This window comes from Porphyromonas endodontalis ATCC 35406 (assembly GCF_000174815.1).
Classification (GTDB): domain Bacteria; phylum Bacteroidota; class Bacteroidia; order Bacteroidales; family Porphyromonadaceae; genus Porphyromonas; species Porphyromonas endodontalis.
The window spans coordinates 34,340-59,102 of the sequence record NZ_ACNN01000005.1; the positions used below are offsets into that span (position 1 = coordinate 34,340).

The following is a 24,763-nucleotide window of genomic DNA, read 5'->3' on the forward strand; positions in this document are numbered from 1 at the left end:
CCTAAGAGGTATATGGAAAACAGGCCTCACGAAGGCTTCAAGGGACTTAGCCCTTCTGCCAATCAATCCGTTTTTATGTGGGCAATCTTGTTGCCTATTCTGTTGCTTACGCTTATTTTCGGGCGAGAGGCCTTGCCCTACTTGAGTGGGTTTTTAGGTGCTATTACCCTGTTCTCTATCTTGAGAGGGCAGATGAGATTTCTTACTAAGAAGTGGCACTTCCCTCGCTGGCTGGCCGCCTTCCTCCTCATCCTTGAGACCCTTTTTCTCTTCCTCCTCCCGCTCGCCGGTATTGCTTCTATGCTGATAGATTTGTTTACACACAATCATATCGACCTTAATGAATGGTACCACCAAGCTGTGCAGTGGGTAGATGAGGCCAAGGAATGGATTGGAGTAGATTTTGTGAAACGAGATGGATTCTTTGTTGAGCAGGTACTACCCGCCCTTACTAAGATGGGGCAAACCTTTACGACAAAGATCGTTGTCGGGGTTTATTCTCTTGTGGTCAATAGCGTTGTGCTGCTCTTTGTTCTCTACTATATGCTCTACGAACGAGAGTATTTCGAGACTGCTATCCGAGAATTACTCCCCTTTACAGAGGAAAATAAACGTATACTGGTATCCGAGACGCAGCGTATCATTGCGGCTAACGCTGTGGGGATACCGCTGATCGCCATTGTTCAAGGAGGATTCGCCTATCTCGGCTACATCTTTTTTGGTGTAGAGGGAGCACTTTTTTATGCTGTACTTACCGCCTTTGCTACCATCATTCCGATGGTGGGTACTATGGTCGTTTATGTCCCTCTCGCTCTGGCTTTTGGTTTTGCAGGAAACTGGGGTTCCTGTATAGGCCTTTTGATCTATGGATTTTTGGTTATAGGGGGGATAGACAATGTAATTCGCTTCCTGCTCCAAAAGTCTCTTGCCGATATTCACCCTCTTGTTACCGTCTTTGGCGTTATTTTTGGGGTAAGTATTTTGGTTTTTGGGGTGTAATTTTTGGTCCTCTTCTCCTCTCTCTTCTAATACTTCTTCTGAATATATTCCGTCACGACTACGTCCCCGGCTCTGTTGCTCAGCCTTGTGCTGCCCGAGAGAAGAGGGGAGGGTTGATGCCTAAGTGGGCAAAGAAGAAAAAAAAGTAGCCTCTTTGGCTGCTCCTTTCTGGCTGATTTTATTTTTCTTTTAGGCTGATTCTTTTGGAGAAATCAGCCTGTGCGGATTTTCTTTTAAGGCAGGAGTAAATCTCGTGTCAATCCCCGCTGTACTAAAGAAATGTTACACCTTGTGCTAGCTCCTGGTTTATTTCTTTGTTATATCCCTTCATTAAAATAGTAGAAACGCTTCTTTCTCTAAGAAAAAGGCTACCTTTGCAGATGAAAAGGTGTGCTGGGTTCCTATTTTTTTGTGACTCGGTCTGTTTTGATGGATATGAAGGAATGAAGAGATTAGATATATTATCAGTTGTACTAGTTTTGCTCTTGACGGCCTCTTGTCGCTCGGCAAAGAATGTTCTCTATCTGCAAGATCTTGATAGCGTTGAGAGTGCCGGTTATACTCGGCTAGAACCTACAATACAACCTGGAGACCTGCTTTCTATTACCGTTAATTCAAAGAATCCGGAGTTATCTGCCCCTTTTAACTTGCCGATGGTGAGCTATACATCTTCTGTTGGCCGCGGTATAGGTGTTCAGTATTTACAAGGGCATTTGGTGGGAACTGATGGTACTATTACATTCCCTCTTCTCGGGAAGATAAATGCTGCTGGGCTTACAAAACAACAGCTTATCAATAAAATCTCACAAGAGCTTATTGCTGGTAATTATATCAAAGAGCCTATTGTAACCATCAATTTCCAGAACTTTAAGATAACCGTTCTTGGGGAAGTGGCTCGTCCTGGTAGCTTTACGATAGACAATGAGCGAGTTACTATCTTTGATGCGATTGGCATGGCTGGAGATATGACAATCTATGGGCGGCGAGACAACGTGATAGTGGTCCGTGAAGCCAATGGAAAGCGAGAGATCTATACGCACGACTTGCGGTCTAAAGATGTATTCCGCTCCCCTTGTTTTTATCTAGCGCAAAATGATGTGGTATTTGTTAATCCCAACAATACCAAGATACAGATGAGTGAGATAAACCAAAATAATAATGTTGGGGTATGGCTTAGCCTTGTGGGGAGTGTGACTTCCGTCTCAACCCTTGTTATGACAGTGGTGCGCAACTCAAAATCTTCTAACTAATATCTCTACCATATATACTTGCTTGACGAACAATGGAGTATAGAGAATCCGAAACAAAATCTATAGAACAAGAGCTCAAACGCCCTTCTCTCGTGGAGGCTGCATCGTTTATCACCCTCTCGGATATAGGGCTTATCTTACGTTCCAATTGGTATTGGTTTGCCATAACTTTATGTGTTGCTATTGGAGGAGCTTCTGCTTACCTCTTGCATACTCCCAATGTGTATAAGCGAGAGGCTAGCATACTGGTCAAGGATAAGATGGATGCATCGAATGTGCTTAGCGAGCTATTCGAGTCTTCTGCCTTAACTTCTCTAGGAGGAAGGAGTGCCGTGGAAAACGAACTCTTTATCCTAAAAACAGACTTTCTTATCGACCAAGTAATAGAGAGGCTTAACCTAGATGTTTCCTATTCTCAGAGCAGGGGGATAAGGACTGAGATGCTTTATAAAGACACTCCTCTTGAGGTACGTTTTGTAGGAAATAGTTCTGATGTCTATTGTAAATTGGAGGTCTCTTCTGTAGATGCTAGCCATGTATCTCTTCTTTGTGAGGAGTCTTCTATAGAAGCAGCTAGGGGTACAACTTCTCAAGTACAGATCGGAGTCCCTCAAGATACTCCTATGGGGCGAGTGTTGGTTACTGCTACAGAGCATTTCCCTTCATCAGAAGCCTCCTTCTCTTTAGAGGTAGAAAAGAACACTCGTGAGAGAAGCATTCGTTCTTTTTCTCATATTTTCAATGTTTCGTCCGCAAGTAAACAAGGGTCTATTATCACCTTGACAATGCAACATCAAAACCCTGAAGTTGCAGAAGATTTTCTCAATACCCTCGTGCAGATCTATAATGAGAACTCGCGTATGGAAAAGGTGCGAGTAGCTCAAAAGACCGAGCATTTTATTGATGGGCGTCTTGCTATCATTGGAGGAGAATTAGGTAGTGTTGATACCGAAATAGAGCAATTCAAACAGAATAATCGTATTGCCGATATCCAGCAGGAGGCTCGAAGCTATATTACGGGTACTGCTGAATTTGCACGGCAGATGACCGAAGTGAATAATAAACTTGCGGTGGCTAATTATCTAAAGGATTATCTAAAGTCTCCTAGTTCGAAGGACGAACTTATTCCCGCTAATGTGGGGCTTAATGAAGCCTCTGCGGATAATTTAATCCGAGAATACAACTCCCTTCTTTTGCGTCGTGACCAATTAATTGCCAATGCCGAAACGCAAAACCCTGTGGTAGAGACATTGGAGAAGCAACTTGCCTCCATGCATGTGGCTGTGGTCAAGTCGGTGGATAATTTGATCAAATCCTTGTCAGTCCAAGCTGCCAGCATCAATAGGCAAGCAGGGCTTAATGAGGGGCGTATCTCCTCCGTGCCGATGCAAGAGAAGACGGTAGGATCAATCTACCGAAACCAAAAAATCAAGGAGGAGCTTTATTTGTTCCTTCTTAATGCGAGAGAAAAGAACTCCCTCGCCATGGAAGCTGCAGACTCCGAGATTCGTTTGATACAGCCTGCAATGGGTTCTTCCATCCCTGTTGCACCTCGCAAGGGCATGATTCTTTTGGTCGCTTTTATACTAGGGTTGATTCTCCCGGCTGGGGTCCTTTATCTTCGTTTCATCATCAATAATAAGGTGAGAGGATGCAAAGACATCAAGTCGTACACCTCATTGCCATTCTTGGGAGAGATCCCTCGTTACGAAACGCAGTCTCTGCACCATAGGATTATTCCTAAAGTTTTTCGTTCAAAGGAGAGTAAAAGACATTTGCGTCAGAAAGAGAGATACAAAAATATCCTTCTTTTCAATGCCAAGGAGCGCGTGGTTATTAGTGAGGCCTTCACAGTGGTTCGTACGAATCTTGCCTATATGCTTCACGGGATAGAGAGCAAGGGTAAGGTGCTTATGACTACAAGTGCTATCCCCGAGTCCGGGAAGACATTTATTTCGGCCAACTTCTCTTCTTGCCTTGCTTCCCTAGAGGGGAATAGAGTGCTCCTTATTGATGCGGATATTCGTAAGGCGAGCCTTAGCGATGCTTTGGCAAGCTATATGACCCAACGTAGCAAGGGTGGGCTTTCTTCTTATTTACTTGGAAGCAGTACGGATCTGTCGGATCTGATTGTTCGGATTGATGCAAGTTCGCCATTTGACTTCCTTCCTGCAGGTGTAGTTCCTCCTAATCCCACAGAATTGCTCCTAGGAGATCGTTTCTCTCAGCTTATTGAGAAGGTGCGTGAAATGTACGATTATATCCTTATTGATAGTATCCCCTTTGTTAATGTAGCCGATGCGCTTATTACCAATCGAGTAGCGGATATGACCATGGTAATAGTACGCGAAGGGCACTTGCCACGACCCTTATTGTTGGAAATCGAGGCTTTATATAGGTCTAAGAAACTGATCAATCCTGCAATTGTACTCAATGATGCAGGGGCCATGAGTGGTACTACAGGTAGCAGCTATGGTAGCTACGGAGCATATGGATCTTATGGTGGGTATGGATCGTACGGCTCCTATGGTAGCTAGGATGTTGTGCTTTGTAGCAGGGCGACACGATGTTTTTCCTGAAGAGACGAGAGTTAAATATTGTACGAGAGGGCTGGCTCAAGGGCATGGTTGATGTGCATTGTCATCTCTTGCCCGGGGGGGATGATGGAGCTCGCTCTATGGAAGAGTCTCGTGCTCTATTGCAAATGATGGGAGCTGTTGGGATTGAGAGTTTCATATTGACTCCGCACATTTATAGCCGCTATCCCCAGAATAACGCCATCACTTTACGGGAGCATTTCGATGCTTTTTTAGCAGATCTTGCCATGCCTCAGGTGCCGATTAGCTTGGCGGCAGAGTATATGGTAGACAATCAGTTTGAGGCACATCTCGATGAGCCTTTGCTCACATTAGGAGACTCTCGTTACCTCCTTTTTGAGTTTTCCTTTGCCGGAGCTCCGATGGATTATCCCAATTCCATTCGTTCCATCCGCTCTTCAGGGGCAAAGCCTCTCCTTGCACATCCGGAGCGTTATCTCTATTTTACTACTGAGGAGTACGAAGCTCTCAAAGATTTGGGTGTCTCATTCCAGCTCAATCTATTCTCCCTTACGGGCATGTATGGGGAGGCAGTGCAGAAGCGTGCTCGGCAGATGTTGCTCTCCGGTTTTTATGATTTTGTGGGGACGGATACGCATCGAAAGGAGAAGTTCAATAAGGTAATTGAGCAGTCCATGTTGCCTCGGCGGTTTGAATCCCACCTTGCTACCTTAATGGAAAATAATAGGTCGCTCCTTGCTTCTAAGGCATAGTTTACACCCTTTCTCACTAGTAGCATATTGTCTCCATCCGATAACTTCCAAGAATGAACTGCCGAGTAATCTCAAAATTGCTCGGTATTTTTTTGTTTACTTGGGGAGTCTCTTCCCGAAAGTCTTGATGTTTGTCTCCAGAAGTATCGCTGGTTTTCTTTTGATTGTAGGGCAGAATTCGATTACTTTTTGCCTAAAGAAAGAATTTCTCTAGGGCAGGATTTTTCTTGAAACAGGGCAGAGGAAAAATATGAAGTCGCTGAGAGTTGTTCGTCCTTCTTATCCTTACAATTATCTATCTTTGTGGGCAATGAAAGAGCTAATGTACCGTATTTGGATAGGTCTACTTCTCCTTTGTCTTACGGTGGGAGGGGCATGGTCGCAGCAACGCATCAAGGTATATGGATACGTAATAGACCGTGAGGATAAACCCATAGAGTTAGCTTCTGTAAAGGTTGCAGGCAAAGCAATAGGGACTGCGACCAATCTCAAAGGGGCTTATTCGCTTGCACTCACGCCTACAACGGACTCTATAGCTCTAGAGTTTAGCTGTATAGGTTATCGCTCTGTAACCAAGAGTTTCCCAAAAGGTATTACTCAAGACCTTCGGCTCAATGTGACATTGCCCGATGCTTCTACTGAACTATCTACAGTAGTTGTGGCTGCTCCCTCCAAAAAACAGCAGAATATGAGCACCATAGCCGCGGAAAATATCCGTGTAGCGGTAGGTCCCTCCACCGGAGTAGAATCCCTTGTTGGGACTTATGCCGGAGTGACGCAAAACAACGAACTGAGTGCGCAATACTCGGTACGAGGGGGGAATTACGACGAAAACATGGTCTATGTAAATGGCATAGAGATCCCGCGTCCCCTACTTGTCCGCACGGCTCAGCAAGAGGGTTTGAGCTTTGTTCACCCTGAGATGACTCAGGCGGTTAACTTTTCTGCAGGAGGCTACACGGCGGAGTATGGGGATAAAATGTCTTCCGTGCTTGATATCCGTTACAAAACGCCTAAGGAGTTCGAAGGTTCGGTAGAGGTCGGCTTGCAGGGCGATCAGGTATATATCGGTTCGCGGGGGAAGAAGTTGAGTCAGATTACAGGCTTAAGATTCAAGGATGGACGCACTCTGCTGGGTTCTCTTGATACGAAGGGAGAATACGAACCTCTCTACTTCGATGCCCAAAGCTATATCGTAGGGCGGTTGAATGACCGCTGGTCGCTCAGCTTCTTGGGGAATGTTTCTCTCACACATTATCAATTTAAGCCTCAGACCAGAGAGACGAGTTTTGGTACCTTATCCGACATAAAAAAACTAAAGGTATACTTTGAGGGGCAGGAGCGCGACCGCTTTGTTTCTCTTTTTGGGGCCTTCAGTGCCACTTATACTCCCTCATCGGAGCAACGTCATGTAGTGAGTGTGCATTTTTACAACAGTCGAGAAATGGAGACCTACGACATAGATGGCTCCTATTTCCTAGATAATGCTAAGGAGGGGGATAGTAAGCAACCCAACGTAAGTGACAACTTGAGTGCCCTGGCAACAGGGACCAATATGGAGCATGCTCGCAATCGCTTGCGCTACACGCTGGCTACACTCTCTTATAGTAACCTGCTACAACTGAAACAGGGGCACCTACTCAAAGGAGGTCTGAGTGCCCGACTTGAGGATGTAAACGACTTTATCAGCGAGTGGACGAGACGCGACTCCGCCGGATATAACGTACCCCACCATAGCGACCGGATAGAGATGTTGCACAACCTCTACTCCCAAAATCACCTCCGTAGCTACCGGCTATCTGCTTATCTTGTAGATCAATTTTCACTCGAACTGCCTCAGGGCGAGCTGTCTCTCTACCCTGGGATTCGTGCCTCTTATTGGGGATTTAACAAGGAGTTTATCGCGAGTCCGCGTTTTGTTGCTGCCTTTACCCCGACTCGTCAGAAGGCTCTTACCCTGCGATTTGCTACTGGTTTGTACTATCAAGCCCCCTTCTATAAAGAGATTCGCACCTCACAGCGAGACCAAGAGAATAATAATATTGTCGTACTGAATAAGCAGATTCGATCACAAGGCTCCCTGCATGTGCTCTTGGGAGGAGACTACAACTTCCAATTAGATGGGCGCAACTTCCGTTTTACTACCGAGCTATATTATAAGTATCTGTACCACCTTAATCCCTATCGAGTGGACAATGTGAAGGTACGCTACTTGGGTACTAACACGGGATCGGGGTATGTGGCTGGGATTGATCTGAAGCTCTTTGGACAATTTGTTCCCGATGTAGACTCGTGGCTCACAGCCTCTCTACTGACGAGTAAGCAGCGTATACCCGGTATCGGCGAGATGCCTCTACCCAATGCGCCTAGCTACAACGTATCCCTGTTTTTCCAAGATTATTTCCCGGGCTACAAGCGCATCCGTTTGAGTTTGCGTGGGGTGCTCTCAGGCGGATTACCTCAGTTCCGCCCCACGGAGGAGTTCCTACCCCCGGCTTTTATCGGTTCCTCCTACAAACGTGTAGACCTCGGGCTTATATATAGGTTCTTTGATCGCTCAACAGATACAGTGCGAGCCAAAAGTTCTTTTTGGAAGCTTTTCTCGGCAGTAGACCTCAGTCTTGAGTGCTTCAACCTCCTCGATAATACCAACGTAAGTGGGTTCTATTGGGTTACGGATGCCTTTCATCAACAATTTGCCGTACCCAATTACCTTACACGTAGGCAGCTCAATGCTCGCCTCCGTATCGACTTCTGAACTTCTGTTTAATGAAAGAATTTATACTTACCGAGACCTCTTCTGAGCGTGCTGTACTCGTGGGGCTTATTACACCGAAAGTAACCGAGCGTCAGGTGCAAGACTACCTAGATGAGCTTGCATTCCTCTCCACTACGGCAGGTATCTCTCCGGTCAAGAGTTTTGTACAACGTCTTGATATGCCCAACTCTGCCACCTTTGTGGGAAAAGGGAAACTCGAAGAAATTGCCTCCTACATACAAGAGAATGAAATAGGACTGGCCATCTTCGACGACGAACTGAGCCCTAAGCAACTTCGCTGTATAGAAGAGGTGTTACGAGTACGCATCCTCGATCGTACCAGCCTTATCCTCGATATTTTTGCCACAAGGGTACAAACGGCACATGCCAAAACGCAGGTGGAACTCGCTCAATACCGCTATATGCTCCCTCGTCTTACGCGTCTTTGGACGCACCTTGAGCGGCAGCGCGGGGGCGTTGGGATGCGCGGCCCCGGGGAGACACAGCTAGAGACCGATAAGCGGATCATCTTAGACAAGATAAGCCGTCTCAAAGAAGAGCTTGTACGTATAGACAAACAGAAAAGTGTACAGAGGAAGAATCGAGGGAAGATGGTGCGAGTAGCTCTGGTGGGCTATACTAATGTGGGGAAGTCGACCCTGATGAACATGCTCTCCAAAAGCGAAGTATTTGCCGAGAATAAACTCTTTGCCACATTAGATACCACGGTACGAAAAGTAATCCTGCACAACCTCCCCTTTTTAATGAGTGATACGGTGGGGTTTATCCGAAAGCTCCCCACGGAGCTAATTGAGAGCTTCAAAAGTACGTTGGACGAGGTGCGAGAGGCCGACCTATTGCTCCATGTCGTGGATTTGTCGCATCCTGACTTTGAGTCTCAAATAGCTGTGGTAGAGGCTACTTTGCGAGAGATTTTGGGTAATGAGAATAAGCCAACTCTTCTGATCTTCAACAAGATTGATGCCTTTACGTTCACTCCGAAAGAAGAGGACGACCTTACCCCAAAAAGCCGAGAAAACTACAGTCGAGAGGAGTTAGAACGCTCTTGGATGGCAAAGATGGGACAAAATTGTTTGTTCGTCTCTGCCCATACGGGAGATGGAATTGAGGGGTTGCGAGCTCTCCTTTATGATAAGGTGCGAGAGATCCATATCAAGCGTTATCCCTACAACGACTTCCTATTTCAAGATTATAACGAAGCCTTCTCGGAGGAGGGGCTTGTGGATAATTGATTCTATAATCTCCTAGAATTCAGTCTTATATATGTACGTGTGGACAGGATGGAGACGGGGGAGAAGAAGATTTTGTATAAGTTTTTTGCCTAGGGTGTTGTTTATTTCAAAACTATTCGTACCTTTGTGACCGGTTTTAAGGAGGGTATGTCCTTTGAGAGAAAGGGTTCTTCTTAAAAGACTGATGGTGCCATAGCTCAGTTGGTAGAGCAAAGGACTGAAAATCCTTGTGTCCCCGGTTCGATTCCTGGTGGCACCACTCGTGTTAGTTTCATTTCCCCTATACTTTCGTAGAAGGTGTAGGGGTTTTCTTTTTATACACACTCTCTTCTGTCCTACTATGCATGGTACTTCCTATCTTATCTTGGGCGTTTGCTCAAGGGGCTTGGGGGAGAACTGCTAGCGAGATGTCTTGGGGAGGGATACGCCTTTGAGCCCCCTTTTGTTTGTACCTTTGCCCTCGGTATGCAGGGAATGCTTTTTTGGTCCGGGCAGATTGTGGGCGATATCGCCTTTTCTGTACTCACTTTAGGTCTCCTTCTTATGGGGATAGTTGCCTATAGAGTACCCGGATTGGTGCGTTTGGTGATGGAGGCAATTATTTACCAACGCGAGCAGCTTTTCTTCGTTCAGGTGCATCGTAATATCCCTTGTTGGTTTTTTCGTGTGGTAGGGCGTGTGCTCTCTGCTATGCTTTTGGCTCTTACTTCCTTTATTTATCTTGATAGAGAGGGCTTTTGGCTTGAGAAAGGCCCCTTTTATATGGTGGTGGGGTATTTAGGGATTTTGGGGGCTCTCCTTCTTTTCTTTTGGGGGCGGCGCATTCTCTATCGCTTCCTAGGTTGGGTCTATCTTCAGCCACGAGTTTACGAAGAGTGGGCTAGTGGTTATGCCCTTTTGGAGTGGATTTGGTCTTTGCCTCTCTACATTGCCATTATATTGGAGCTCCGTGAAGATACTTTTATGGTCGGAGCATGGCTTTCTCTAGGAGCTTTTTTGCTTTGGAGATTGCTGTTATTACGTCGTACTTTGCCGCTTCTACGTGCGCAAGGTGTTTCTTATATGCTACTTTCTTTGTACCTTTGTGCCCACGAAATAGTGCCCTTCGTACTATTGTTTTGGGCGCTGTTGCGAGGATAGTATTCACTATACGAATAGACACAAGCGAGATGGCTGCACCAACAAAAAAGATCTTGATTTCGCAACCTATGCCCGTCTCTGGGCACTCTCCTTATTTTTCAATCGCAGAGAAGTACGGCTACGAAGTAGAGTTTCGTCAGCTCATCAAGGTAGTACCCGTGGAGGCGGCAGAGTTTCGTCGTCAGCGCGTGGATATTTTGGGGCATAGTGCGATTATCTTTACTTCGAAGAGCGCAATAGATAATTTTTTTGCACTGACTAAGGAACTTCGGCTCACCATACCCGAGGGAATGAAATACTTTTGCCAGAGTGAGGCTGTAGCCCTCTACCTCCAAAAGTATATTGTGTATCGTAAACGCAAAGTATTCTATGCTCCCAATAGCTTCTCCCTAGCCGATATGCTCACGGTGATAGGGAAGCATGCCAAAGAGACATACTTTGTGCCGGTGGCAGAGGATCATGGTCAGGAGCTTTTTGATAAGCTTACCGAGAAGAAAATAACCTTCCATAGTGCAGTAATGTATCGTACGGTCACTCGAGACTTCGAGGAACCTCTCCCCATAGATCACGATATTATTCTCTTTTTCAGCCCTTACGGGATTCGCTCTGTGAAGGAGCTTTATCCCGATTTTGAGCAGGGAGACAGGGTGGTTGGCTCTTTTGGGAGTCTCACTACAGAGTCTCTAAAGGAGCGTGGAATACGCGTTGATTTTACCGCTCCCACCCCCGAATGCCCCAGTATGGTCGTTGCTCTAGAGAAGTATCTCAGCGAGCATGCCGAGTAAGGCGTCGGGCTTGACCAAACCCGAACGGCTCTATCTTCGCGACGATATTCGTTGTCTTTTTGAGAAAAGTTCGGGATCCTTTATCGCTTATCCGCTACGCGTTGTATATCGTATTGCGCCCAAGAGCGAGGGGAAGGAGCCGGCTCTTTCTGTCTTGATAAGTGTTGCCAAGAAGCGTTTTAAGCATGCCGTCGATCGTAATAGGGTAAAGCGGCTTATCCGAGAGGCTTATCGCGTACAGAAATCTCCACTCTATAATGAGGTCGAAGCCAAGGGGCTTACCATACATTTTGCTTTGCTAATGCTGGATAAAGAACTCCCTTCGTTCTCCCAAGTGACGGCTGCTGTGCAGAAGACATTGCGTCGCTTAGAGAGAGAGGTGGCACGTTATGAGCAGTAAAAACAGATTCCGAAAAGGGGTGCGTCGTTGGCTCGTAGTCCTTCTTTCTGCACCCATTCACTTCTATAGAGGGGCTATCTCTCCCTTGTTCCCTCCCTCCTGCCGATTTACTCCCACTTGCTCGCAGTATGCCCTGGAGGCACTTCGTAAGCATGGCCCTATTAAGGGCGCGTGGTTGGCAATTTGGCGTATCTTGAGGTGCAATCCGTGGGGCGGAAGTGGGTATGATCCGGTACCTTAAAGGGGATTCTCTACTACTATGGAACATTCTTCAGGCTTAATACAATCAACTCCTCCGATGGATTTCTGGGATTTTCACTCCCACCAAAGGGGGAGTTTTTCGCTTTGTAGCTGTGATCTTTTGCGAGAAGAAGTGCCTCCTATTGCCGATTGTCCCTACCTCTCTGTGGGACTACACCCTTGGTCCTTGCCTAAGGAAGTTTCTTCTCCCCCTGTGGAAGTGGCGCTGGGGCAGTTGAATAAGTTAGCCCAAGAGGGCAGAATTGTAGCCGTGGGAGAGGCTGGATGGGATGCCCTCTCGTCAGCCGCGATGGATTACCAGCAGCAGCTCGTAGAGGCTCAGTGGCAGATTGCCGAAGAGAATAGGCTACCCATGATTTTGCACGTGGTTAAGCGGTGGCAAGAACTCGAGTATTTTATCCACCGATCGCGCCCTACAGTTCCTCTAATTGTACATGGATTCCGAGGAAAAGCTCCCCTAGCGCAAAGATTACTTCACCTAGGTGTCTGGCTCTCTTTGGGCCGCTACTACAATAGAGAATCCCTATGCGAGGCCTGGAAGGCGGGGCGATTGCTTCTCGAGACCGACGATTCTTCTCTCCCCATTGCATCTATTTATCAAGCTGTTGCAGAGGATTTGGAGATCGACCTCAGTTTGCTACGCGATAGACTTACGGGTATTGCCCATCAGCTTTTTAGAGTCGAAAAACTTTCCTAAATACGTGTCTTCGGGGCAGATTTAGAGTGCCTTGCAGAGTTTTGGTGGAGAATGTCCTAATAAATCTTCGTGCAAGCGGACTTGAGTTGTGCAATAAGGGTTATCTTTGTGCTACATAAATAGACGAAGTAAGTTGCGATGAACAGCAAATTCTATTGCGTTATTATGGGTGGCGGTGTAGGGAGCCGCTTTTGGCCCGTTAGCCGTGAAAACAAACCAAAGCAATTCCTTGATTTTTTTGGGACAGGCGAGTCTCTTTTGCAGCAGACCTTCCGACGAATGAGTCAATTCGTCCCAAAAGAGAATATCCTAATAGTCACAAACGAAGTATATGTAGAGGAGACGCTTAGGCAGTTGCCGGAGCTTCTCCCCGATCAGATCTTGGCAGAACCCATACGGCGTAATACGGCACCTTGTATTGCCTACGCCGCCTATCACATCCGCTCGAAATGCCCGGATGCTTCTATTTTTGTCACCCCCTCTGACCATATAATACTCCAAGAAGCTCAATTTGCGGAGTTCGCAACAAAGGCCTTAGAGTACGTAGCCGACCATGATAGTTTGGTGACGTTGGGCATTATGGCGTCCCGTCCCGAAACCGGATATGGCTACATCCAGATGGATCCAGAGAAGAGCCACGACTTAAGTGGAGGCTTCTTGCGTGTGAAGGTCTTTACCGAAAAGCCCGATCGTGAGATGGCAGAACTCTTTGTCAAGAGTGGAGATTTCTTGTGGAATAGTGGTATGTTCGCTTGGAATGTATCGGCTATCCTCGCGGCAATTGAGGAGCACGCCGGCGAAGTGGCAGAGGTGCTAGGTGCCGGGGCAGAGGTCTATGGTACGAGTGGAGAGTCCGCTTTTATCCGAGAGGCATTCCCTTGTTGCCCTAGTATCTCAATAGACTATGCCGTAATGGAAAAGGCGCAAAATGTACTCGTTTTGCCTAGTGACTTTGGATGGGCCGACTTAGGGACTTGGGGTGCCGTTTATGAGCATGCCGAGAAGGATGAAGCCGGCAATGCCGCCTTGGGTACTCGCTGCATATTCCAAGAGGCTTCGGGTAATGTGGTTAGCCTCTCCGACCCTTCTCGCATCGTGGTGATGCGGAGTGTCTCAGATTGCATTGTGGCAGAGCATGACAATGTCCTCCTCATATGCAAGCGAAGCGAAGAGCAACGTGTAAAGGGCATGATGGCTGAGGCCGAATTGCAATTTGGCAAAGAATACATCTAAATCTTTCCCTCTTTTTCTTACCGAATATGGCGGGTGGTAAAGGCGATGGTGGCGAAGTTGTACTACAAACTGCTTGGCTAAGGCGTTTTTACCACTCGTTGCATTTTTATCATATAGAGCCGAGCGAGGCTGATTCTTCTAGTGCCATAGAGGTACTTTACCCCGGGGAGATCAATTTAGATGGTGGCCCCGATTTTTTCAATGCTAGGTTGCGTATAGGCTCCATTGTATGGGCGGGCAATGTAGAAGTGCACCGAAAGGCTTCGGAATGGCTCAAGCATAAACATCATTTAGACCCTGCTTACGATAGTACCATCCTGCACGTTGTTGTGGAGAATGACCTGCCTATTTACAGCCGATTGACGGGGGCTCCCCTATTTACGTGCGTGATGGATCTCCGCCCGATAGACCTGCAGCGTGCAGAGGACTATCTGCAACACCAAGGGGCTATACCCTGCAGTGAGCGAGAGTTAGACCCTCTCCCCATCTCGTGGCACTCTTGGAGCCAATCTCTTTTTGCCAAGAGGATTATTGCAAAAGCCCAGCGATTTATTTCCCTCTACGAAACGTCTGGTAGCGATTTAGGCTCTGTGTTGCATCTTCTCTTGCTGCGTTACTTAGGGAGCCGCGTTAATAATGAGGCCTTTGAGCAGGTGGCTCGTTCTCTCCCTTTGAGGGTTATTCGAAAGCATACAGATCGGCTACCCATGTTGGAGGCTCTCTATTTGGGGCAGGCTGCCTTGCTAGAGGGGGCTCCCATGGATAGTTATCAGGAGGATCTCGCTGAGCGTTATCGCTTCCTTCACACTAAGTACCAATTAACCCCCATCCCCCGAGGGGAGGTGCGTTTGCTCCGTCTTCGTCCCTCCGCTTTCCCCCATAGGCGATTGGCTTATATGGCAGCACTTCGTCACCGCTACCCCCTATTAGAGAGCGAATTGATGAGGATTACTAATACCCACGAGTTGCAGCAACTTTTGGATGTTCCCCCATCGGATTACTGGCAACTCCACTATACTTTTGGAGCCGAAGCGGAGAAAGCCCTCGCGTCTCTATCTACAAGTACGATAGACTCTCTCTTTCTCAATGTACTTATTCCCTTTCCTCTTCTTGATGCGTATGCCCATGGGGTAGAGCCCTCTGCCGAAGCCCTCGAAGAGGCTTGGGCGAGAGCTTCAAAACTAAAGCCCGAGAAAAATAGTATTACTAATAGATTTGCCGCTATCAAGTTGCCGCAGGAGCACGCTGCCCATAGCCAAGCTGCTTTGGAGTTGTGGGAGAGCCTCTGTTCGCATCGCTCCTGTTACCTCTGCCCCCTAGGGCGAAAGTTGTTCTCTCACTCCGCTACATTATGACCGCAAACGATACTCTTTATATGCAACGCTGCCTCGATTTGGCAGCTCTAGCTACGGGTTACACCTCTCCCAATCCGCTTGTGGGGGCTATTCTTGTGCATCAAGATAGGATTGTAGGGGAGGGCTATCACCACAGAGCCGGAGAGCCTCATGCTGAGGTAAATTGCTTTGCATCGGTACGCCCCGAAGATGAGAAGTGGATTGCCCAAAGCACCCTGTATGTTAGTCTTGAGCCCTGCTCGCACTATGGGAAAACACCCCCTTGTGCCGAACTCGTCTTGCAGAAGAGGGTACCTCGCGTAGTGGTGGCTATGCAAGATCCCTTCCCAGAGGTGGCAGGTCGGGGTATTGCGCTCCTTCGCAGCAAAGGTGTGGAGGTAGAAGTGGGTGTGCTGGAAGAGGAGGCTCGATGGCTCAATCGCTTTTTCCTCACAGCTGTAGAAAAAAATAGACCTTGGGTCACGCTCAAATGGGCGCAGAGCCGTGATGGCTTTATCGATAGGGTACGAGAGGATGCTTCCCAACGTCCCGAGGTTTTTAGTTCCCCCATCAGGCAGCGTTATGTCCACTATTTGCGCCATTGCCACGATGCTATTTTGGTGGGTCGGCGTACTATACAGCTAGACAATCCCTCCCTGACCAATCGTTTTTGGTGGGGTACCTCTCCCCAGCCCGTTGTACTAGATAGTGAGGGCGTGCTGTGCCATCAAGCCTATAAAGTCAATCAAAATAGTACCTCTAAACCCTGGTTTATTGTCTCTCCCTCAGCATTTCGCTCTCAGCCTCTGCCCGAGAATTGCATCGCCATAGAGCGCAGCGAGCATTTTATTGCAAGTCTGCTGGAGACACTCGCCTCTCGCAAGATCCAATCCCTTCTTGTGGAGGGGGGAGCTCAAACGCTACAAGCTTTCCTCGATAGTGGTCTCTACGATGCGGTGGATCGGGAGGTCAGCCCTCGTTTGCTGTATGAGGGCGTTGCGGCTCCCATTTTCTCGGGAGATACACGATGCTCTCTACTAGACTAAACCTCAATTTACCCTCTGAATAGAGCGCAATAGGCGAGCAAATACTCTTGATGCCGGTAAAAGTGAAGGGGTATTTGGAGCGGCTCCTTGCCCGAGGGATGGTAAGAAATAACGGGGCGATGAGGATAATGAGAGAGGGTGTAGTGCCGGCGAAAGTCCGCAGAGGCGTTGGGGATGGCTTTGTAGACCGCCTCGCGAGCGCACCAAGCCGCTAGCGCATAGCGCGATTGCTCATTAGGGGGGAGTGTGGAGAGCAGAGAGAGTTCTTCTTGGGATAAGAAGCGAGCCGCAAGACGAAGAGGACGCGAAAAATCGGTTTCTAGGTCAATGCCCACACGCCATTGGGGGGGAGCTGTAAGGAGAGCTAGGTAATCTCCCGAGTGACTAAGAGAGAGTTGAATACTATGCCCTTGGAGCAGTGGGGCACCGTCTGCCGAATGTGCGAGGCTGTTATGGGGGTAGAGTAGCTGGAGAAGACGTTGAGATGCTTGGCGTTGTTGCTCACGACTAAAGCGTGATGGCACGGAGGATAGCCCTAGAAGCCTACTAATATGTACAACGAGAGGTTGTATCATGAGGCGGAGGCGGTAGCGGGCGGAATCACACGCATTTGCATGATTCGATGCTTTTCTACTTTGGTGATTTCAAAGCGATAGCCCCGATAGGTAACAAAGGCTCCCACACGGGGCAACTCCTGTTTCAGCTCCAAAAAGACACCGCCTAGGGTATCAATCTCTTGGGTTAAGGGCTCGAAAAGAGAGTCTTCTAGGGATAGGTAGCGACAGAAGTCGTTAATCTGAGTTTTCCCTTCAAATAAAAAGGAGCCATCGGCTAGGCGAGTGTAGGGTAGCTCGTCTTCGTCGTACTCGTCGGTGATTTCGCCTACAATTTCTTCCAAAATATCCTCAAGAGTAATTAATCCTGAGGTGCCTCCATATTCGTCTACGACAATGGAGATATGCCGATGCTCGGAGCGGAACTCCTCAAGCAGATCGTCTATCTTTTTATTTTCGGGTACAAAGTTGGCAGGGCGTATCAGGGTATGCCAATCGAAGTCGGATCCGGCGGTGGTGTAGGGTAGGCAGTCTTTGATGTAAAGGATCCCTTTGATCACATCTTGCGTTCCCAAGAAAACGGGGATTCGAGAGTAGCCGGCATCCAGTACAAAGCGTAGTGTGGTCGCAAAATCCCATTGGTAGTCAATCATTACCATGTCTACACGCGGCACCATAATCTCGTCCGCCGTCTTGTCGTGGAACTTAATAATCTCACCAATGAGTTTGCTTTGCGTCTCGTTTTTCCCCTCGGTAAGTTCTACGGCTCGTGAGAGATCGTCTACGGATAGCTCGTAGTGTTTTTTCCCTCTCCGCTCGAGTATAGAAGAGGTCTTCACAAGAGGTATGGTAAATGGGGAGAGAACCTTCACCAGGGGTTGCATGATGTGCGCCGAAAAACGGCTGAACGTGAGCGGATGCTGCTGGGCATATACCTTGGGAATAATCTCGCAGAAGAGCAGGAGTACAAAGGTGAGTACGATGGTCTGAAGTACAAAGCTAAGTACGCTGTTGATGCCAAAATCGAAGAGAAGGTGTACGAGGTAGTTCGACGAAAGCACAATGCCGATGTTGACAATATTATTGCCAATTAGGATGGTGGCAAGGAGTTTTTCGGAGTTCTCAAGTAGGGCGAGAAGTTTTTGGTCGTGGGGTGCTTTCGATTCGCGGATGAGGTGAATATCCTGTGGCGATAGCGAGAAAAACGAAACTTCGGAAGAAGACATGTACCCCGATAGGACGATGAGGAGTAGGATAATCCCCAAGGTGATGGCGGCCTGCCAGCCAAAGGGATAAACGATAATACCGGAGAAAAGGCTATCCATCTTGAGCTAGAGAATAAAGGGGCTACTTGGGGGCTTGCGAATATTCGCGCGGAGGATTCCCCACAAAGTGGAGACGCTCCGCTACAATCTCTGTGATGGAGTGCATAGTACCCTGCTTATCGGTATAGTTGCGGTAACTGATCCTACCCTCCACGGCAAGGAGAGAGCCTTTGCGTACCCATTGCTCTGCAAAGGCGGCTTGCTCCCCAAAGGCTACAATGCGATGCCACTCGGTTTGCTCCTCGCGTGCGCCTCCGGTGGCTGTTTTTCCTACGGTGTGTGTGGTGGCTAAGGAGAAGTTGGCTACGGAGAAACGCTCTTTGAGGTAGCGAATCTCGGGGTCTTTACCTACATAACCAACGAGTATTACTTTGTTTATCGACATTGTCTATATCGGAGTTTCTAGGTAACAAAGGTAGCAGTTTATCCTGACCTTTGCCCTCTTTTTGTGGCTTTTCTCTCCCTTTTGTATTGCATTTGCCCTTTCTAGAGGGTGGGGGAGAAGGCAAAAATAGAGGGAATCGCCCCCCACAAAATAGCAATCCCCTTGAGAGCCCGTCTGCCGAACTCTCAAGGGGATTACGTGTATGTTTTTCTATTTCAGTCTCAGAGTCAGAACCAGTAAGCAGCTCCGATCTTAAAGAAATTGAGCTTGATGGGAGGTTGAGAGTCATTAACAATACCATGAACCCACGTAGGATTTAGATCTCTCATGTAGGAGGCCGATAGCTCTAATTGCTTCCAAACTCGATAATCTACAGCAGCAATAATCCCAACACGAGATCTGTTTTCTGCAATTGTGAGTCTATTGCTTTTCCCAGGAACCGGTATAACTACTGTTCTGTAAGCATCAAAAGCCTCAAATACCATATTTTCAATAGGAGTTTCTATGTAGTGTATGCTCCCATTCAATCCATGTGTCCAATACCCTCCAGCACGTACCGAAAGATTACCATCGAGGAACGAGTTGAAGCGAACCCCGAGGGTAAGAGGTACATTAAGTACATGGTCTTGCCATCTGAATCGGAATGGGCTTTTGCCAGCTAAATCCGGGTTTTGAAAAAGATTTCGTTCAATTGAAGAGGCATAGTAGTTGCTGTACTGAGCATCGAGACGGACTTGTAGACTTACACTAGGAGAATCTTGGAAAAAAGTGTACCGCACAGAGGCTCCGATGCCAAAGGTTCGCCCCATTTTAGAGAAACCGGGACCCGAAACCCCTCCAAAGTCTACAATGGGGGCTACTTCAATTTGAGCAAGCATTTTTGTTGGTGCCACTGCAAGCAAAAGCAACCCTACAATAGAAATAATTTTCTTCTTCATCACTATAATATCTTTGTTTACTTGTTGTGATTTACGACATCGTTTTATGGAGAACCAATAATTCGTATCGTAAATTCTAAGTGCAAATATAGTGGTATTTTTTTTTAGTTGCAATTCTTTATGGATTCGTGGTGTAGTCGTGTAGAATAGCACCCTGGGTGGGGCGGTTAGGATGCCGGAAAGGGAGGGATTTTGATCGCGTTTGAGGTGGAGAGGCTCTTCCCTTCTTTGAATTTGACCCTTACCGAGAAGGTAACCTCTTGCCCTATCAATGATTGAAAAGGCATATCCGTGGTATAAAAATCCCAATCGGGATAGGAGGCTAAAGCCCTTGCTATCTCTTCGGGGATATGGGCACGAGCGAGGGAGTATTTCTGGTAAAAATCCCAGTTGTAGCCACTTTTGATAAACGAGAGATTATCGAGGAATTGGAAAATAAAGATCCTATTCAACTCGTCTCCTGCCTTAAAATGCTCATTAAAATCGTGATCACATGTAATCGAGATCTCCTCTGGAGTATTGATTTGCCCCACTACATTTCTAGGGGTTGTACGTCCTCGCGATATGGGACACTTCACGTCTCCTATTTTTGCTAAGAAGATGCGGTTTTTCTCTATTCCATCGTCGAAGTCCGTAAAGCGCGTTGTGCTATCTCGCAAGATGAGAGCAAAAATTCCGGGACTTCCCATCTTCAATCCAAGCGAAGAAGCCTCCTGAGACTGCAAATCAGAGTGAGTAGTAGTCAATATGCATGTATCTGCATCTACGAAGTCGGAGATGTAATGATTGTACTTAAGCCGATAGTCACAGCTGCTAAAAGTAACTATGCACCCTAGACACAAGGCGTAACAGCTCAATAAAAAATGTCCTTTTCTCATGTTGGTTACGAACTGAATAGGTGTGTTGTTTTATTTCTAATTCTTTTACGAAGATAGGGATGCTGGCTGACTTTGCAACCTGTTTTTGTGGTTGCTCCCATGGGGATAGGCTTGCTACTATGGTGTAGTTGCGAGATAGGGACAGAGGAGAGGGCGTTGTACTAGGTGTGAAATGCGGAGAAAACGCTGCCTAGAAAAATTTCCGCCGTAGGCTGAAAATAAAAAGTTTCTCGGGCAGGAACGAAAAGTTTTTAGGCTGGTTTTGTAGGGGAAAACCAGCTGCAAAAGAAAAGAGAATTACCCGGAGCTCCCAAGAGGCTCTAGCCCATTGCTTACGCCTGATGCTCCTTGTGGATTTTGTTGCGCGGGAGAATTAGAAAAAGAAATATGTACCTTTGCTCCAGGAAATAGTACGGAAAGAGCGTATTGTGCTATCCCCCTTTAGCCCTATGGATCGCCCAAACAACCCCTATCAACCGCTAGCAGAGCGCATGAGACCTACTACTCTAGAGGAGTATGTAGGGCAGCGTCATATTGTGGCAGAGACTGCGCCTCTGGGGCGCATGATCCGATCGGGTAAGGTGCCTTCTCTTATTTTGTGGGGACCTCCGGGGGTGGGAAAAACAACCCTTGCGGAGCTGATAGCCCAGAGTGTGGAGGCGCCTTTTTACAAATTGAGTGCGGTAGGATCGGGCGTGGGTGACGTACGCCGCGTCTTGGAGGAGGCAGAGCGTAGTACCCAGGGCTTTTTTGCGGCCAAGAGTCGCCCTCTGCTCTTTATAGACGAGATCCACCGATTCTCCAAAAGTCAGCAAGACTCTTTGCTGGCTGCCGTAGAGCGCGGTATTGTCACACTCATTGGAGCTACGACAGAAAACCCTTCGTTTGAGGTGATTCGTCCGCTTCTCTCGCGTTGTCAAGTCTTTGTATTGCAGAGCCTAGAGCCGGAAGATTTGCGACAATTGCTCGAGAGGGCCATCTCTACAGATATTTATTTGGTGCCCCGTAAGGTGAAGATAGAGAGCGACAAGCAGCTCCTTGCCTATGCCGGGGGCGACGCCCGTAAGCTCCTCAATCTGCTAGAGATTTTGGCAGGGGCAACCTCGGCTACCCCTCTCGTTATTACGGATGAATTGGTGCGCGGGAGTATGATGCGCCAGCCCATGGCTTTTGACAAAGGGGGCGAGATGCACTACGACATTGCTTCGGCCTTTATCAAAAGTATCCGAGGCAGTGACCCCGATGCGGCGCTCTACTGGATGGCTCGCCTTATTGAGGGCGGAGAAAACCCCCGTTTCGTGGCTCGTCGGATTGTGATTTCCGCTGCCGAAGATATCGGGCTAGCCAACCCTAATGCTCTCATGATAGCCAACGCTGCGGCTCAAGCTGTCGAGTTAATCGGTTGGCCGGAGGGGCGTATTCCACTCGCCGAGGCGGTGGTTTATTTGGCTGCATCGCCCAAGAGCAACTCCGCCTACCTTGCCATAGATGCCGCTCTTGCCTACGTGCGCAACTCGGGCAACCTGCCCGTACCGCTTCATCTCCGCAATGCGCCCACTCAACTGATGGGGGACTTGGGGTATGGAGTCGGTTATAAATATCCTCATGATTACGACAAGCACTATGTGCCACAAGAGTACCTCCCCTCGGAGGCGTATGGGCAGCACTTCTATACTCCCCAGGTTACCGGGGCGGCGGAGAGAAGGCTCGTGGAGTATCTGGAGTTTATCCATGAGGAGAAAAAAGAATCAGACAAAAACATTCAAAAATAATAGACAACACTATGAACTTACATCAGCGCGCTTTTTCGCTTCGACTTCTCTTATCCCTAGCGTTTCCCCTGCTTTGGGTGGCTTGTGGTACAGTACCTATCTCGGGGAGGAAGTCGCTTAATCTTGTCCCGGAATCCCAAATCATAGCACAGAGTGCCGCCCAATACACCGAGTATGTGCGGCAGATGCCCCACAGCGACGACCCTAAACAGGTGGAGCGAGTGAGGGTGGTGTGCCAGCGCGTTGCCGATGCTGCCACCAGCTACCTCCGCAAGAATAACCTTAACGACCTTGCCCAGCAGATGAAGTGGGAGTTTACGGTAATTGCAGACAGGCGCGTCAACGCTTTCTGTATGCCGGGTGGGAAGATTGTTATCTATACCGGTATTTTGCCCCTATGTGCTACCGACGACGAACTGGCTACGGTCGTATCGCACGAGGTAAGTCACGCTATTGCTCGCCATAGCAACGAGCGACTCAGTACCGAGATCCTGCGCCAGATGGGAGGGCGTGTGCTTGTCTCTGCCGTTGGTTCTACCTCCGCTATCACCAATACCGTGATACAGCAGGCTTACGGCTTGGGTTCGCAAGTACTTGTTTCGCTACCCTATAGTCGTAAGCAGGAGCACGAGGCCGACCAAATAGGTCTTGTATTTATGGCCATGGCGGGCTATAACCCCGAACAGGCAATTAGCTTTTGGAAGAAAATGGCGCAGCAGGGAGGAGGCTCTACTTCGGAGCTATTGAGTACCCACCCCAGCGATGCTAATCGTATCAAAGCTATTGGGGAGTACCTACCCAAGGCTCTGCCTTACTATCAAGAGTATCTAGCCAAACAAAAGATAGAGCAGCCCAAAACGCCTTCTACTCCTGCTAAGGACAAGAAGGATACGAACCGCAAACCCACCAACAAGAAGAAGTCGAAAAAGAAATCCACTAAAAAGTAATTCTCCTCTTTTTATCCCAATATCCCATGAACTCATACCAGTTGATAGCGCAACTTTTACCCGAACTGGAGGCATACGGAGCCATCTGTCCCGAGGGGGAAGAGACGGATCTCGCCTCTTTTTCCGCCTTCCTGAGTGAGCGAGTACGCTACCGAGCCGATCGCTTGCCTGGGGGGCAAGAAGTCCCCAAAACAGAGCAAGATGAGGTGCTCCTTGAGGCTGCCATGGCGCGCGAGATTAGCCACCTATTCCGCTACATGCGGGGGTATTTTAGGAAGGCTTTGCGCTCCAATAAGTCGGTTATTACGATGGATGATTATACCTATTTGGTTTGCCTTCTGAGGATACCCATGATGACCAAGACCGAGCTAAACAACCTCAATGTGATGGAAAAAACAAGCGGTACGGAGGTAATCAATCGGCTCTTACGTCGTGGGCTTATAGAGCAGCACGTAAACGAAGAGGATCATAGGAGCTTCTATGTCTCCATTACGGAAAAAGGGCGTGAAGAGGTAGTGAAATTATTCCCCGAACTCAAGAAGATTGTTACGATATTCTTCTCGGGGATTACTTTACCGCAGAAAATTGTACTGCATCAGCTGCATCAGAGGCTTGCGGACTGCAATCAGGTGTTCTTTTTGGAGCATCGAGATGAGAATATCGAGGAACTTTACCGCCGAGTCAATGAGAAGGTGGCAGGGGAGACTTCTCCCGGAATAGAAGGGCAAGGCGACTCCTACTGAGCGCGTCGCCAAGGGGCTAAGAGATACTCCGCGCAGTCGGTGAGCACAAAAAGTAGGAAGCCCGTAGCTCCTAAGAAGGCGATGCCGGCATACATATCGAGGTAGTCTACTCGCATCCAAGCGTTAACTATATAGTACCCCATACCCCGCGAGGTGCCGTATGTCTCCGTAACAAAGAGTACAGAGACAGCGGTGCCTATGGCTATGCGTAGAGCCGAAAGCAGGGCAGGTACAAGAGCCGGTAGTAAAAGATGTCGCAGCATGGCCGGCGTCGAAGCCCCGAGTGAATGCATCACAATGTAGTTGTCTTTGGGGATGGCAGCAAGGGCATCGCGTAGAGAAACTATGAGCTGGAAGAGCACGATTAGGAGGATCATGATAATTTTTGTGCCCTCTCCAAGTCCCCCCAAGAGCATGACAATAGGAAGCAACGCGAGCTTGGGAATGGGGTAGGAAAAGTAGATAAAGGCATTGAAGACCTTGCCAAAGTGCCGGTAGCGGTGCATGGCAAGGGCAATGATGAGGGCGATAAGGAGAGCAAGTGCAAGCCCTACCCCAATGCGGCCAAGGCTAGCTGTGAGATGCCCGGCCATACCCTCTTGCCAAGCCGTAGGCATGTGGGTATACACAGCCCAAGGGGTGGGGAGGAGTGCCTTTTGCATTACAAGGGAAAGAGTAGCCCAAAGAAGGTGAAGCAACAAAGCCCCCAAGAGAATGTATCCTAAACGAGCAAAAAGAGACTTATTGGGCATGAG

General features: G+C 48.1%; 23 protein-coding genes and 1 tRNA gene. 18 read left to right on the forward strand and 6 right to left on the reverse strand.

Translation table 11 applies throughout. The features are described from left to right. Positions 1–12 precede the first annotated feature (12 nt). The 15 genes from POREN0001_RS00255 to ribD all read left to right on the forward strand — a co-directional run bounded on the left by POREN0001_RS00255 (position 13) and on the right by ribD (position 16,466). Positions 13–999: an AI-2E family transporter gene (locus tag POREN0001_RS00255; RefSeq protein ID WP_004332138.1), complete on the forward strand. Its 987-nt coding sequence runs from the start codon at positions 13–15 to the stop codon at positions 997–999. A gap of 443 nt (positions 1,000–1,442) precedes the next feature. Next, the gene (locus tag POREN0001_RS00260; RefSeq protein WP_040579859.1) at positions 1,443–2,249 is read left to right on the forward strand and encodes a polysaccharide biosynthesis/export family protein; all 807 of its coding nucleotides are present in this window, start codon (positions 1,443–1,445) and stop codon (positions 2,247–2,249) included. A gap of 32 nt (positions 2,250–2,281) precedes the next feature. After that, positions 2,282–4,786 (forward strand): GumC family protein, encoded by a 2,505-nt coding sequence (locus POREN0001_RS00265; protein ID WP_004332033.1) that lies wholly within the window; start codon positions 2,282–2,284, stop codon positions 4,784–4,786. Between the two features lie 29 nt (positions 4,787–4,815). Further along, on the forward strand, positions 4,816–5,559 hold the full coding sequence (locus POREN0001_RS00270; RefSeq protein ID WP_004331989.1) for a tyrosine-protein phosphatase: 744 nt from the start codon (positions 4,816–4,818) through the stop codon (positions 5,557–5,559). 250 nt (positions 5,560–5,809) lie between these two features. After that, a complete protein-coding gene (locus POREN0001_RS00275) occupies positions 5,810–8,317 on the forward strand; it encodes a TonB-dependent receptor (protein WP_004332145.1) in 2,508 nt (835 codons plus the stop codon). Positions 8,318–8,328: 11 nt separating this feature from the next. Next, a complete protein-coding gene (gene hflX, locus POREN0001_RS00280; RefSeq protein WP_004332088.1) occupies positions 8,329–9,570 on the forward strand; it encodes a GTPase HflX in 1,242 nt (413 codons plus the stop codon). A gap of 186 nt (positions 9,571–9,756) precedes the next feature. Then, a tRNA-Phe gene (locus tag POREN0001_RS00285) sits at positions 9,757–9,829 on the forward strand. A 215-nt stretch (positions 9,830–10,044) separates the two neighbouring features. After that, a complete protein-coding gene (locus POREN0001_RS08900; protein WP_169307824.1) occupies positions 10,045–10,710 on the forward strand; it encodes a DUF4271 domain-containing protein in 666 nt (221 codons plus the stop codon). Positions 10,711–10,739: 29 nt separating this feature from the next. After that, complete coding sequence (locus POREN0001_RS00295) at positions 10,740–11,495, forward strand: uroporphyrinogen-III synthase (protein WP_004332184.1); 756 nt, start codon at positions 10,740–10,742, stop codon at positions 11,493–11,495. Continuing rightward, positions 11,485–11,895, forward strand: a complete 411-nt coding sequence (locus POREN0001_RS00300) for a ribonuclease P protein component (protein ID WP_040579866.1) — start codon at positions 11,485–11,487, stop codon at positions 11,893–11,895. Before POREN0001_RS00295 ends, POREN0001_RS00300 begins: the two co-directional genes overlap by 11 nt. Next, a complete protein-coding gene (yidD, locus tag POREN0001_RS09195) occupies positions 11,885–12,136 on the forward strand; it encodes a membrane protein insertion efficiency factor YidD (RefSeq protein WP_004332049.1) in 252 nt (83 codons plus the stop codon). Before POREN0001_RS00300 ends, yidD begins: the two co-directional genes overlap by 11 nt. Positions 12,137–12,154: 18 nt before the next feature. Beyond that, positions 12,155–12,853 carry a TatD family hydrolase gene (locus POREN0001_RS08905; protein WP_083797809.1) on the forward strand — a complete coding sequence of 233 codons (699 nt, stop codon included), beginning with the start codon at positions 12,155–12,157 and terminating at the stop codon, positions 12,851–12,853. A 138-nt stretch (positions 12,854–12,991) separates the two neighbouring features. Then, complete coding sequence (locus tag POREN0001_RS00310; protein ID WP_004332140.1) at positions 12,992–14,086, forward strand: mannose-1-phosphate guanylyltransferase; 1,095 nt, start codon at positions 12,992–12,994, stop codon at positions 14,084–14,086. 26 nt (positions 14,087–14,112) lie between these two features. After that, positions 14,113–15,441 (forward strand): DUF2851 family protein, encoded by a 1,329-nt coding sequence (locus tag POREN0001_RS00315; RefSeq protein ID WP_004332121.1) that lies wholly within the window; start codon positions 14,113–14,115, stop codon positions 15,439–15,441. After that, positions 15,438–16,466, forward strand: a complete 1,029-nt coding sequence (ribD, locus tag POREN0001_RS00320; RefSeq protein ID WP_004331997.1) for a bifunctional diaminohydroxyphosphoribosylaminopyrimidine deaminase/5-amino-6-(5-phosphoribosylamino)uracil reductase RibD — start codon at positions 15,438–15,440, stop codon at positions 16,464–16,466. Before POREN0001_RS00315 ends, ribD begins: the two co-directional genes overlap by 4 nt. Positions 16,467–16,474: 8 nt before the next feature. Here ribD and POREN0001_RS08910 read toward each other — a convergent pair whose 3' ends face one another. The 5 genes from POREN0001_RS08910 to POREN0001_RS00345 form a co-directional block, all read right to left on the reverse strand. After that, positions 16,475–17,041, reverse strand: coding sequence for a 4'-phosphopantetheinyl transferase family protein (locus tag POREN0001_RS08910; RefSeq protein WP_004332190.1), 567 nt, complete (start codon positions 17,039–17,041; stop codon positions 16,475–16,477). Continuing rightward, on the reverse strand, positions 17,038–18,345 hold the full coding sequence (gene gldE / locus POREN0001_RS00330; protein ID WP_004332260.1) for a gliding motility-associated protein GldE: 1,308 nt from the start codon (positions 18,343–18,345) through the stop codon (positions 17,038–17,040). The genes POREN0001_RS08910 and gldE overlap by 4 nt, the downstream gene beginning before the upstream one ends. Positions 18,346–18,367: 22 nt before the next feature. Then, complete coding sequence (locus POREN0001_RS00335) at positions 18,368–18,730, reverse strand: single-stranded DNA-binding protein (protein ID WP_004332039.1); 363 nt, start codon at positions 18,728–18,730, stop codon at positions 18,368–18,370. Between the two features lie 227 nt (positions 18,731–18,957). Beyond that, positions 18,958–19,668, reverse strand: coding sequence for an outer membrane beta-barrel protein (locus tag POREN0001_RS00340; RefSeq protein WP_004332085.1), 711 nt, complete (start codon positions 19,666–19,668; stop codon positions 18,958–18,960). A gap of 167 nt (positions 19,669–19,835) precedes the next feature. Continuing rightward, entirely contained in the window at positions 19,836–20,357 is a 522-nt protein-coding gene (locus tag POREN0001_RS00345) for a hypothetical protein (RefSeq protein ID WP_147286666.1), read from the reverse strand. A 638-nt stretch (positions 20,358–20,995) separates the two neighbouring features. Between POREN0001_RS00345 and POREN0001_RS00350 the strand changes: the two genes are divergently transcribed. From POREN0001_RS00350 to POREN0001_RS00360, 3 genes are read left to right on the forward strand one after another with little or no spacing between them, the layout of a single operon-like run. Next, entirely contained in the window at positions 20,996–22,318 is a 1,323-nt protein-coding gene (locus tag POREN0001_RS00350) for a replication-associated recombination protein A (RefSeq protein ID WP_040579970.1), read from the forward strand. 11 nt (positions 22,319–22,329) lie between these two features. Further along, positions 22,330–23,265, forward strand: coding sequence for a M48 family metallopeptidase (locus POREN0001_RS00355; RefSeq protein WP_004332011.1), 936 nt, complete (start codon positions 22,330–22,332; stop codon positions 23,263–23,265). 26 nt (positions 23,266–23,291) lie between these two features. Then, positions 23,292–24,008, forward strand: coding sequence for a MarR family winged helix-turn-helix transcriptional regulator (locus POREN0001_RS00360; RefSeq protein WP_004332125.1), 717 nt, complete (start codon positions 23,292–23,294; stop codon positions 24,006–24,008). Here POREN0001_RS00360 and POREN0001_RS00365 read toward each other — a convergent pair. Then, positions 24,002–24,760 carry an ABC transporter permease gene (locus POREN0001_RS00365; RefSeq protein ID WP_004332224.1) on the reverse strand — a complete coding sequence of 253 codons (759 nt, stop codon included), beginning with the start codon at positions 24,758–24,760 and terminating at the stop codon, positions 24,002–24,004. The two genes, POREN0001_RS00360 and POREN0001_RS00365, sit on opposite strands and share 7 nt — an antisense overlap. Positions 24,761–24,763: the final 3 nt, after the last annotated feature.